The sequence below is a fragment of the Pseudomonas sp. RGM 3321 genome (assembly GCF_022836805.1).
In the GTDB taxonomy this organism is placed as follows: Bacteria; Pseudomonadota; Gammaproteobacteria; order Pseudomonadales; family Pseudomonadaceae; genus Aquipseudomonas.
The window spans coordinates 1-11,887 of sequence record NZ_JALHBH010000091.1 but is presented as its reverse complement, the minus strand read 5'-3'; the positions used below and the strand labels follow the sequence as shown (position 1 = coordinate 11,887).

Sequence of the window (11,887 nt, the reverse complement as noted above, 5' to 3'; positions counted from 1 at the left end):
TGGCCATTTCGTGTGGCGAATTGAAAAGAAACACAACGTTCAGCGTCGATCCTGTTTGCCGCCGATGCGCAAGCGACTGCGCTGTTAGTGGCCGATACGGGGAATGAGTTCCCACACTGGCGGGAAATTCATGATCTTAAGTATCTTCGGCGCAACGCGTTCTGCGCTGGGTGATAAGGCTGCATTTCAACACATTTGGCAACTAGTTAGTAACGTGTTCCATGGTTCGAAATATCATTGCTCAAGGCTGCGGTGTCTACCTGAATTGTTCGCCAGCAGGTGTGCTGCGTTTCTGGAAATGGAGTAAGACTTTGGCTACAGACAGTGCCGACTGCGCTGGGCCAGTTGACGGTAAGATCAGCTGGATCAGCGCAATTTTTACTTAAAGACCTATTTCAACGCCTCAACCGCCTCCTCCTCCTCCCGCCGATGCGCCCACTGATACAACGCCGGTAACACCAACAGCGTCAGCGCTGTCGACGACAGAATCCCGCCAATCACCACCGTCGCCAGCGGTCGCTGTACTTCGGCGCCAGTCCCGGTGGCGAGGGCCATGGGGATGAAGCCGAGGGAGGCGACGAGTGCGGTCATCAGCACCGGGCGCAGGCGGGTGAGGGCGCCTTCGTTGATGGCGGCGTGCAGCGAGTGGCCTTGTTCGCGCAGGCTGCGGATGAAGGCGATCATCACCAGACCGTTCAGCACCGCCACACCCGACAGGGCGATGAAGCCCACGCCTGCGGAGATCGACAGCGGGATGTCGCGCAGCCACAGGGCCATGACGCCGCCAGTCAGGGCGAACGGGATACCGGTGAAGACCAGCAGGCCGTCCTTGAGGTTGTTGAACATCATGAACAGCAGCGCCAACACCAGCAGCAATGCCACCGGCACGACGATTTGCAGGCGTTTGGCGGCCGATTGCAGTTGTTCGAACTGCCCGCCCCAATTGGTCCAGTAGCCCGCTGGAATCTGCACGCCGTTATCGATAGTGGTGCCTGCTTCTTCGACAAACGAGCCGAGGTCCCGGCCGCGCACGTTGGCGCTGACGATGACCACACGCTTGCCGTTCTCGCGGCTGATCTGGTTCGGGCCGAGCACCAGGTCGAGGCTGGCGACCTGGGACAGCGAGATGAAGCTGATCTGCTGGTTGCTGTTGGCACTCGCAGGCACCGGAATGAGCAGGCTGGAGAGCCCGTTCACGTCGGTGCGCAGTTGTTCGGACAGGCGCACCACCATGTCGAAACGGCGGTCGCCCTCATACAGCGTGCCCGCCTGACGACCGCCCAGCGCAATGGCGATGGCGTCCTGCACGTCGGCCACGTTGAGGCCGTAACGCGCGGCCTTGTCGCGGTCGATGTTGATGGTCAGCACTGGCAGCCCCGTGGTCTGCTCGACTTTGACTTCCGAGGCGCCGGGCACTTTTTGCAGGGTGGCGGCGATTTTTGCGGCGGTCTGGTTCAGCACGTTCATGTCGTCGCCGAAGACCTTTACTGCCACATCGCTACGCACTCCGGAAACCAGTTCGTTGAAGCGCAACTGGATCGGCTGGGACAGTTCGTAGTTGCTGCCCGGCACACTGGCGGCGGCTTTTTGCAGGTCGGCGATCAGTGTTTCACGGGACTTGTCCGGGTCCGGCCATTCACTTTGCGGCTTGAGCATCACGTAACTGTCAGAGATGTTGGGCGGCATCGGGTCGGCGGCGATCTCTGCGGTGCCGGTGCGGGCGAACACGCGCTGCACTTCCGGGACTTTTTCGATGATGGCTTTTTCCAGACGCTGCTGCATGTCCACCGACTGGGTCAGGCTGGTGCCGGGAACCCGTAGCGCCTGCAAGGCGAAGTCGCCTTCGCTCAGGCTCGGGATGAACTCGCTGCCCATGCGGCTGGCGGTGAAGCCGGACAGCACGATCAGCACGAATGCCATGCCGAACGCTATCGAGCGATGCCCCAGTACCCAGCTCAGTATCGGCGCGTAGCGCTGGCGGGCGGTGCGCATCACAAAGCCTTCTTCTTCCTTGACCTTGCCGGTGACGAACATGGCGATGGCGGCAGGCACGAAGGTCACCGAAAGAATCATGGCGCCGAGCAGGGCGATGACCACGGTGAAGGCCATCGGGTGGAACATTTTGCCTTCCACACCGGTAAGGGCGAAGATCGGCAGGTACACGACCATGATGATCAGCTGACCAAAGATCAGCGGTCGACGGGCTTCTCTGGCGGCGGCGAATACCTCGTGGAAACGCTCGCTGCGGGTCAGCATGCGGCCGTGCTTCTGCTGGGCATGCGCCAGCCTGCGAATGGCGTTTTCGACGATCACCACCGCGCCGTCGACAATGATGCCGAAGTCCAGTGCACCCAGGCTCATCAGGTTGGCGCTGACCTTGTTGGTGAACATGCCGGTGAAGGTGAACAGCATGGCCAGCGGAATCACCATGGCGGTGATCAGCGCAGCACGGATGTTGCCGAGGAACAGAAACAGAATCACGATGACCAGAATCGCGCCTTCGATCAGGTTCTTCTTGACCGTCGCGATGGCTTTTTCCACCAGCGTGGTGCGGTCATAAACCGTTACAGCTTCTACGCCCTGTGGCAGGGTGCGGTTGATCTCGGCGAGTTTGGCGGCCACCGCCTGCGAGACCGTCCGGCTGTTTTCACCGATCAGCATGAACACGGTGCCGAGCACCACTTCACGACCATTTTCGGTGGCTGCGCCGGAGCGCATTTCCTTGCCGATGCCGACCTCGGCCACGCTGCTGATCCGGATCGGCGTGCCCTGCACGTTGGCAATGACGATGTTGGCGATGTCGTCCACGGTGCCCAGCTGACCCGGTGCGCGAATCAGTAACTGCTCGCCGCCGCGCTCTATGTAGCCTGCGCCGACGTTGGCGTTGTTGCGCTCCAGCGCTGCCACCAGATCGTTGAGCGTCAGCTTGTAGGCGGCCAGTTTTTTCGGATCAGGCGCGATCTGGTACTGCCTGGCGAAACCGCCGATGGTGTTGATCTCGGCCACGCCCGGCACGTTGCGCAGTTGCGGCTTGATGATCCAGTCCTGAATTACCCGCAGGTCGGTCGGCGTGTACGGCGTGCCGTCTTCTTTCAGCGCGCCCTCACGAGCCTCGACTGTCCACAGGAAGATCTCGCCAAGGCCGGTGGAGATCGGCCCCATCATCGTATCGACGCCTTCCGGCAACTGGTCCTTGGCGATCTGCAGGCGCTCGTTCACCAGTTGGCGGGCGAAGAACAGGTCGGTGCCGTCCTCGAAAATCACCGTGACCTGCGACAGGCCCGAGCGCGACAGCGAGCGCGTCTGTTGCAAACCGGGCAGCCCCGCCATGTTGGTCTCGATGGCGAAGGTGATGCGCTGCTCGGTTTCCAGCGGCGAGAAGCCGGGCGCAGAGGTGTTGATCTGCACCTGTACGTTGGTGATGTCGGGAACCGCATCAATGGGCAGTTTCTGGTAACTGGCGATGCCCAGCCCAGCCATGAGCAGCACAGCAAGCATCACGACGATGCGCTGTTCAATCGCGAATTGAATCAACCGTTCAAACATGGAGGTGTACTCGTGTGGCGCAGATCAATGGGCGTGCTCGGCGGAGCCTTTGCCCAGCTCCGACTTGAGGATGAAACTGCCGGCGGTGGCCACTTGTGTGCCGCCAGCCAGGCCTTTGACGATTTCCACGTAGCCGCCATCGCGGCGACCGAGCGTTACCGGTGTCAGTTGAAAACCTTCAGCGTTGCGTACGAAGACCGAGGGTTTGTCTTCAACCGACTGAATCGCGGACTCGGGAATGCTGACCGCCACGTTGGTCTGCTCGGCGGCGACTTCCACCGACACGAACAGGCCGGGACGCCAGGCACCCTGCGGGTTGGCAAGGGTCACGCGCACCGCGGCAGCGCGAGTCTGCTCGCCCAGCAGGCTGCCGACGTAACCAATCTCGCCTTCGACCCGCGCATTCAGATCGGGCGCGCTGACGATGACCGGACGACCGACCACCACCTTGTCCAGATCCCTTGGCGCCACGCCGAAGGTCGCCCACACGCGAGACAGATCCGACAGCGTGAAGGCATTGCTCGCTTCGCTGACCATCTCGCCGATGCCGAGGTGTTTCTCCACGACCATTGAGTCAAAAGGCGCGATCAGCTCGTAGCGATTGCCCGCGGATGGGTTCAGGCTGGCACCGATGGCGCTGATCTTCTGCCGGGCGTTGGCCAGGTTGATGTCGGCCTCCTGAAATTCCTGGCGCGCTTGCAAGTAGTCCTGCTCGGCGGAGATCTTGTCTTCCCAGAGTTTCTTCTCACGCTGTAACGTCAGGCGTGCCAGTTCCTGGCGGCGTTGTGCTGCGTTCAGTTCGCTGCGTTGATCGGAGATCTGCTGGCTGGCAATCACTGCCAGCACCTGGCCCTTTTTCACGGCTTGACCCAGATCGACCTTCACCGCTTCGACCACGCCGCTGACCCGCGGCACGACATGCGCAGTGCGGTCTTCATCGAAGCGGATTTCACCGGGGAAGGTCACGGTCGTGCTCATCTGCCGGGGTTCTGCGGTGGCCAGCTCGATGCCGGCAGTCTTGATCTGCTCGGCAGTCAGCTCGATGTGTCCTTCTTCCTCTTCATGGGAAGATTCTGACGCTGCGGTGCCTGGTGTTTTCTTCTCGTTGCCTTGGCTCTTCTCGGCGGCATGACCTGGCTCGGCGTCATGGTCGTGTTCCTCGCCTGATGGCTCTGTTCCAGTTGCGAATGGCAGCATCTGCGGGTTCAGCGTCAGACTGCCCAGACCAATGATGGCCACCACCGCCAGCGTGATGGCAATGCTTCGTTTGTTGTTCATAAAGGCTCCCGGCGATCAGGTGCTTGCGGCACCTTGCGATACGCTCGATACAGGCGGAAAAGGAAAGTCAGGGGTTGAAGCTGAACCGGTTGAGATCACCGTGAATTCGCTCGACAGCCACTCGGGCTTCGGTGGCAGTCGCCAGCGATTCCAGGTACTGGCTGCGCGCTGAAATCAGCGTTCGTTGCGCATCCAGCACTTCCAGAAAACCGAACTTGCCCATTTCGAAACCGCGCGTTGCGGTGTCGACGGCGCGCTGCGCGGCGGGCAGGATGACCTGATTGAAGGACTCGACTTCCTGCGCAGCAGTACTCCACTGATCGAGGGCTGACTGGGTCTGGGTGCGCAGCTTGAGTTCAACGGCATTGCGCAGGTCGCGTGACTGATCGGCCCGGCGTGATGCTGCAAGTACGTTGCCCTGGTTTCGATCAAATAACGGCAGCGGCATCGACAGACCCACGACGTTGACCCGTTCGCGCTCTTCGCGGCTGTACTGGCTGCCGACGCTGACGGTCAGGTCCGGGATGCGCTTGGCGCGTTCTGAACCCAGCGCGGCTTCGCGCTGTTCTATTTGCGCCTGAGCGAGGCGTAGCTCGGCAGACTGGTTGATGGCGCTCAGTAGCTTTGCGCTCGGTGGCAGCTTGCCCGGCGACAGATCGGTGTATTCCAGGCGCTCAAAAGAGGCGACCGGCGAACCTGTGGTGCGCGCCAGTTCACGGTTGCTGTTGATCTTCAGGGTCTCGGCGCGCCGGACCAGCAGGTCGGTTTCGGCCAGTTGTACCTGGGCGCGTGTGGCTTCCACCGGTGACACCTTGCCTGCCCGAACACGCCCCTCGGCAACCTGCAGGCCGCGTTCGGCCAGTGTTCTGGACTGGCGCGCCAGGTCCAGACCTGTCTGCGCCCGCGCCGCTGCGTAGAACGCCTGAACCACTTCGGCCCGCAGTTCGTTGCCGCGTCGCTCAAGCTCCAGCCGGGCGGCGTCCTGGCCCTTGCTGGCGGCTTCGATGCGTGCTCCGCGCTTGCCGCCCAGTTCCAGTGCCTGGCTGAGCATCACGGTGGTGGTGCTGGTCTCGCGGCGTGTGTCTTCAACCTCCCACGACACTACCGGGTTGGGAATCAGTCCAGCCTGCTGGCGATCACCCTCGGCGACGCCGATCTCCCACTGGGCTGCGGCCAGTTCCGGGTTACGGGCAAAGGCGGCTTCCAGTGCCTGAGGCAGACTGATGCCCTGGGCTGCTGCGATGCCGGGAGCAGCAAACGGTAACAGCAGCAGGCAAAGTGCGGCGACTTTCATGCCGGGCACCCTGTAACCAGACCGGTACGCCGAGTACGTACGTTGTTCTTCAGTCGCATGAATTACCCTGTCCATGAAGCACCCCATCAAAACAAAAAAACAAACAGGCACCTTGGCGCTGAAGTTGGCTGTGGGGACTTTATGTAACCGGAGCTATCAGAGGGATTGCTGGAAAATTACGATTTTGTTATCCAGCAAGATAAGCGTTTCTTTTCAGTACACTGCACGGCATCGTCATCATCCGTTCATCAAACAGGAAGCCTGGTTATGCGAATCCTTGTCGTAGAGGACGAGCCGAAAACTGCCGAGTACATGCATCAGGGGCTGACCGAAAGTGGCTATATCGTCGATATCGCTGCAACCGGGCTCGATGGCCTCTATCTCGCGCAGCATCAGGCTTACGATGTGGTGATACTGGATGTGAACCTGCCGGAAATGGACGGCTGGGAGGTATTGAGTCGCCTGAGGAAGACTGTCAGTACGCGCGTCATGATGGTCACCGCACGAGGGCGCCTGGAAGAGAAGGTCAAGGGCCTGGAATTGGGCGCAGATGACTATCTGGTCAAGCCGTTCGAGTTTCCCGAACTATTGGCAAGGGTCCGCACGTTGATGCGGCGCAGCGAGCAGACCACCACCTCCAAGGTTTTGCAGGTTGGCGATCTGGAACTTGATCAAGGGCGGCACCGGGCGTTTCGCGGCAGCCAGCGCATTGACCTGACCACCAAGGAGTTCGCGCTCCTGCACCTGCTGATGCGTCACAGCGGTGAAGTCATGTCGCGTACCCAGATCATTTCTCTGGTCTGGGACATGAACTTCGATTGCGACACCAATGTGGTGGAAGTGTCGATCCGTCGCCTGCGTGCGAAGATCGACGATCCTTTCGAGACCAAGCTGATCCACACGTTGCGCGGCGTGGGTTATGTGCTGGAAGTGCGTGAATGAAACCGACGCGTCTGTCGACGCGCCTGGGGCTGACCGTTACTGCGCTGATTGCGTGCCTGGTGCTGGTAATGGAAATGCTCGCTTATGCGGCTATTTCCCGTCAGCTCGATCTGCGCGCCGAAGACAGCCTGAACGAGAAGTTCGCGCAGATCGAACACAGCATGAGCGAGGGATTTCTCGGCATCGAAGACATTGTTCAATACCCTCATACCCTGCGTGACCAGATTATCGGACACGACAGCTACTCGTTGATGGTGCTCGACGCGGGCAACCCTCGGCAGCAATTGATGATGGTCGGTAACGAGGAAGGCCGGAACCTGCCTGTCCCCGAGGCAGATCACATACCTCAAGGCTTTCAGGAGTTGCAGTCAGTACACGGCCACAAGATTCTGATGGGTTACAGGGAAATACGCCTCAAGACAGGGCAGGACATTCTCGTCAGGCTGTCGATGGATCGGGAAAGCGACAGCACGCTGTTGCACGCTTATTTGAAGTCGACTTTCCTGATACTGCCGGTGATCTTGTTGCTGGTCGGCTTCGGTGCCTGGTGGGTGGTGCGTCGTGGTCTCAGGCCGTTGGGTGCTTTCAGAAAAGTAACGGCGCTGATCTCGGCTCGCGATCTGTCTCATCGCATGAAGGTGAAGGGCCTGCCTGATGAATTGCGCGATCTGGCGCATGCGGTCAATTTCATGCTGCACCGGCTGGACGGCGATGTGCAGCAACTGGCGCAGTTCTCGGACGACCTCGCGCATGAGTTGCGCTCGCCCATGAACAACCTGATGGGCAAGGCGCAGGTCACGCTGTCCAGGCCGCGCCCTTCGGAAGAATACAAGCAGGCGCTTGAATCGTGTACCGAGGAGCTGGAGCGCATGTCGCGCATGATCAGCCAGATGCTGTTTCTGGCCAGTGTCAGCCAGCCTGCCGCGCCGTTGCCGGTTGAGGTCATCGACCTGCGCGAAGAGGCCGACAAGGTCGCCGAGCTGTTTTCAGCTTCGGCGGAAGAGCGCGACATCACCTTGCAGGTTCAGGGCAACGCGAAGGCAACAGGCGACCGGCTGATGATTCAGCGAGCGATTTCGAACCTGCTGTCCAACGCTATTCGCCACGGTCTGTCCGGCAGTGTCATTACCATCACCCTTGCCACACATGCAGATGAAGTGTCACTGGCGGTGCGCAATGCGGGCGAGGGTATTGATTCCGAACACCTGCCGCGGCTGTTCGATCGCTTCTATCGGGTTCATGTCAGCCGCGCGCGACAGCAGGGCGGGACCGGGCTCGGTCTGGCGATTGTGCGTTCCATCATGAGCCTGCATGAAGGGCAGGTGACGGTCGAGAGCGAGCCCGGACACTTCACGACGTTCAGCCTGATCTTTCCTAAACTGGTGTAATGCGTCAGGTTGCTGGTCGTTCCTCAAGAACCTTTCGCTGCCCCCCGGCTCATAGCTTGTGAGCGGGTATTGCCCGGATGCTTCAGATGAAGCTGAACCTATAAGGATGGACGTATGACAGTTGCTTTCTGGTGCGTGCTGGTCGCGATCCTGCTGCCGATTATGTGTGCCGGTATCGCCAAGTTCGGCAGCGGCAAATTCGGCAGCGGACACAATCATGACCCGCGCGCCTTTCTCGACAAGCTAGAGGGTTTCCCGCGCCGTGCGCATGCTGCCCAGCTCAACAGCTATGAAGCGACACCGGCGTTCGCTGCAGCGGTGATCATTGCGCACATTGCCGGTAACGCGCAGCTGGTAACCATTGACGTGCTGGCGGTGCTGTTTATCACCAGTCGCCTGCTGTACATCATCTTTTACCTGGCCGATCTGGCCGCACTGCGCTCGCTTGTCTGGCTGGTGGGCATGGGCCTGATCATCGCGCTGTTCGGCGTGTCGGCTTTCCCGGCCGTGTCCTGACAGCCAGGTTGCGGCGCTGCCGATAAGCAGCAGCGCCGCGACCTTGATCAATCGTCAGGCTGGACTTTCTCAAGGTCGGTCTGGGCTTCCTGCAACTCTTTGCGCGACTCCGCCAGCTTGTCCTTGCGCTTGTTGATCTTCTCCGGATCACCTTTGTCCATGGCCTTGTTCAAGTCGGTCTGGCGGCGGCTGACTTCCTGCTTGGCGTCCAGCACCTTTTGCTTTCTCTGCTTGATCAATGAGGTCTCGGTGCAGCTGGCATTGACCTCGGCGAGGGCCTTTTCAAGCCCGGTCTGCTCGGCCTTGTTACCTTCGGTCTTGGCGTCCTGAATCTTGCTGCTGATTTCCTGACTTTTGATCTGGCACTCGGAAGGTGCGGGTGCCTGCTCATCTGCCAGCAGCGTTGTAGCCAGTAGCGTGCAACTGGTGAAAAGGATCAGTGGTGATAAAAACTGCATATGAACTCCGTTTGAACACGGACCAAAAAATGGACGTCCGCTACTTAAAACCTGAAATACCCTGAGCCTGCAATTGATGGCTCAATGCCCGCACCTCTGGGGCCTGAAAAAAAGACCTCAGTTTCGCTGCCCGGCCAGGCCCTATGCCCGGCTCTGCTTGCCATTGCTCAACGCTACGCCCGGCCAGTTCCTGCCAATTGTCAGGAAGTATTGCGCTTCCTGTAGGCGGCAGTCCGATGGCCTTGAGCCACGTTTGAAACGGCCGTTCACGCGCTGTTTGCAGGCTGGCGAGCAGTTTAGCGCTGCTGCGCTCTGCGAAGCCGGGAATGTTAGCAAGCTCAGCATGATTCAGGGTCATCCAATCGAGCAGGCTCTCTATTTGGCCGTTTTCAATAAGTTTGTCCCAGGTCCCCGGACCGACGCCGGGCAGCGCAAGGCCTTTCTTGCCGCTGAGCCAGATCAGTCTGGCGCGGAACTGGCTTTCACAGCCTGGTGTGGCTTGCCAGCAGCTCAACTCATGAAAGTCGCCGGCTTGCGGAATGATCATTTCAACTCGCTCGGCCGCGCGGGATATCACGCCGTCGAGTCTCGGAATCGTCAGCCCGGCCAGGCTTACGGCAACTTGATCGCCAGGCCTTATATCCAGCGTTTGCCAGCGTTGCAGTGAACCGGTGCTGATGCGGCTGACGGTACGGTCATCGAGGCGTACGGGCGTCAGCTCCAGCACAGGGGTAATCCTGCCGCTGCGACCGATATTGAAGCTGACCTTGCGTACCTCGGCCAGTGCCTGTGCGTAAGGGTGCTTCCAGGCCGCGATCCAGTAAGGCGCACTGGCTTGCCAGCGTTGCACCGGTGGGCGCTGGCCTTGGCGCATGATCACGCCATCTGTCGCGAATGGCAGAGGATTGCGGTACCAGTGCTCGCGCCATTTCGCAGCCTGAACATGATTTTCCAATGGGTGCGTGTACGCCTCGCTGTCCTCAAAGCCCATGGCTTGCAGGCCTGCGAGTCGTTGAGTCATGTTGGCAGGTCCGTTCGGCCAGTCCCAGACGAATAGCCCGATGGCATCAGCCTGCTGCGTGCTGATTGTCTGTCGCGCCAATAGCCCTGCGACCTTGCTGCGCGCGTTGACGCTGCCGGATAGTGCCTGAATATGATCGGTCAGCTGCCAGTACAGCTCGCCTTGCAGGATCAGGGAGTCATGTTGAGGTAGACGCTGAGGAATAGCTTTTATCAGTCGTGCCTGCGAAGTCCAGTCCTGGCCCTTGCGCCCATCGCCGCGACTGATCGCCTGCACCAGCTGACCTTTTTCATAAACGAGTGTGACTGCCACGCCGTCGATCTTGGGCTGAATCCACAGGTCGTTGCGGCCTTTCAGCCAGGCCTTGACTCTGTCTTCGTCCGCCAGCTTGTTAACGCCCGTATGCGGTACGGGATGAGGCAGCGGGCCAACTGCTGTCGTTAGCGGATCGGACTCGGGTGTGGACACGGCAAAGCACGAGCGCCACACGCTCAGCTTCTGCCGCGCCTGATCGTAAAGCCCGTCCGGGATTTGCGAGAGGCCCTGGCGATGATAGCTGTCGTCCCACGCGGCAACCTGCTGCTGCAAGGCCGTGACCTCGCTGCGTGCCTTGGCTGCAGGCCAGTCAGGGCATTGACTGGCATGGCCGAGGCCGGGCAGAATAAACACAAGAGCGCACGTCATCAGGCGAAAGGTAGGCAGCATCGAAGCATCCTTGCTTTAGGAATGGGCCCGATGAGGCTAGTCGTTGTCGTGTGGTGAAGGCGTGGGGCTTGGTTACCGGGTTTTGCCATTGCGCAGGCCGGCATGTCCACGCAGAGTAATCAGTGACTGCACCGGCCTCTTCGTGAGCAAGCTCACACGCCCTTCGGGCAGAAGCGCAGAGCATCGGGCACGATAGTTGAGGTTATCGTTCCTCACGCTCCAGCGTGGGAACGCAGTTCTCGACGCTCTGCGTCGTCAAGAGGACGCGGAGCGTCCAGAAAGGCATGCGACGCAGAGCGCCGCACGATAGTCGCGCCTGCACCGGCCCCTTCGTGAGCAAGCTCCCACGCCCTTCGGGCAGAAGCGCAGAGCATCGGGCACGATAGTTGAGTTTATCGTTCCTCACGCTCCAGCGTGGGAACGCAGTTCTCGACGCTCTGCGTCGTCAAGAGGACGCGGAGCGTCCAGAAAGGCATGCGACGCAGAGCGCCGCACGATAGTCGCGCCTGCACCGGCGTCTTCGTGAGCAAGCTCACACGCCCTTCGGGCAGAAGCGCAGAGCATCGGGCACGATAGTTGAGGTTATCGTTCCTCACGCTCCAGCGTGGGAATGCAGTTCTCGACGCTCTGCGTCGTCAAGAGGACGCGGAGCGTCCAGAAAGGCATGCGACGCAGAGCGCCGCACGATAGTCGCGCCTGCACCGGCCCCTTCGTGAGCAAGCTCCCACAAAGGCTGGGT

General features: G+C 60.3%; 8 protein-coding genes. 3 read left to right on the top strand and 5 right to left on the bottom strand.

Going from position 1 to position 11,887, the window contains the following annotated elements; all coding sequences use genetic code 11:
• Window positions 1-390 precede the first annotated feature (390 nt).
• The 3 genes from RGM3321_RS04450 to RGM3321_RS04440 form a co-directional block, all read right to left on the bottom strand.
• Window positions 391-3,546: a CusA/CzcA family heavy metal efflux RND transporter gene (locus RGM3321_RS04450; RefSeq protein WP_244391762.1), complete on the bottom strand. Its 3,156-nt coding sequence runs from the start codon at window positions 3,544-3,546 to the stop codon at window positions 391-393.
• Between the two features lie 24 nt (window positions 3,547-3,570).
• Window positions 3,571-4,824, bottom strand: a complete 1,254-nt coding sequence (locus RGM3321_RS04445) for an efflux RND transporter periplasmic adaptor subunit (RefSeq protein ID WP_244391761.1) — start codon at window positions 4,822-4,824, stop codon at window positions 3,571-3,573.
• Window positions 4,825-4,891: 67 nt separating this feature from the next.
• The gene (locus RGM3321_RS04440) at window positions 4,892-6,118 is read right to left on the bottom strand and encodes a TolC family protein (RefSeq protein ID WP_244391792.1); all 1,227 of its coding nucleotides are present in this window, start codon (window positions 6,116-6,118) and stop codon (window positions 4,892-4,894) included.
• 267 nt (window positions 6,119-6,385) lie between these two features.
• Here RGM3321_RS04440 and RGM3321_RS04435 point away from each other — a divergent pair, with 267 nt between their 5' ends.
• The 3 genes from RGM3321_RS04435 to RGM3321_RS04425 all read left to right on the top strand — a co-directional run bounded on the left by RGM3321_RS04435 (window position 6,386) and on the right by RGM3321_RS04425 (window position 8,964).
• Window positions 6,386-7,060 (top strand): heavy metal response regulator transcription factor, encoded by a 675-nt coding sequence (locus RGM3321_RS04435; protein WP_004654919.1) that lies wholly within the window; start codon window positions 6,386-6,388, stop codon window positions 7,058-7,060.
• A complete protein-coding gene (locus tag RGM3321_RS04430) occupies window positions 7,057-8,448 on the top strand; it encodes a heavy metal sensor histidine kinase (RefSeq protein WP_244391760.1) in 1,392 nt (463 codons plus the stop codon). The genes RGM3321_RS04435 and RGM3321_RS04430 overlap by 4 nt, the downstream gene beginning before the upstream one ends.
• A 114-nt stretch (window positions 8,449-8,562) precedes the next feature.
• Window positions 8,563-8,964: an MAPEG family protein gene (locus RGM3321_RS04425; RefSeq protein WP_244391759.1), complete on the top strand. Its 402-nt coding sequence runs from the start codon at window positions 8,563-8,565 to the stop codon at window positions 8,962-8,964.
• A gap of 47 nt (window positions 8,965-9,011) precedes the next feature.
• Here RGM3321_RS04425 and RGM3321_RS04420 read toward each other — a convergent pair whose 3' ends face one another.
• Window positions 9,012-9,422 carry a DUF1090 domain-containing protein gene (locus tag RGM3321_RS04420; protein WP_244391758.1) on the bottom strand — a complete coding sequence of 137 codons (411 nt, stop codon included), beginning with the start codon at window positions 9,420-9,422 and terminating at the stop codon, window positions 9,012-9,014.
• A 40-nt stretch (window positions 9,423-9,462) separates the two neighbouring features.
• Window positions 9,463-11,148 (bottom strand): NAD-dependent DNA ligase LigB, encoded by a 1,686-nt coding sequence (ligB, locus tag RGM3321_RS04415; protein WP_244391757.1) that lies wholly within the window; start codon window positions 11,146-11,148, stop codon window positions 9,463-9,465.
• Window positions 11,149-11,887 lie beyond the last annotated feature (739 nt).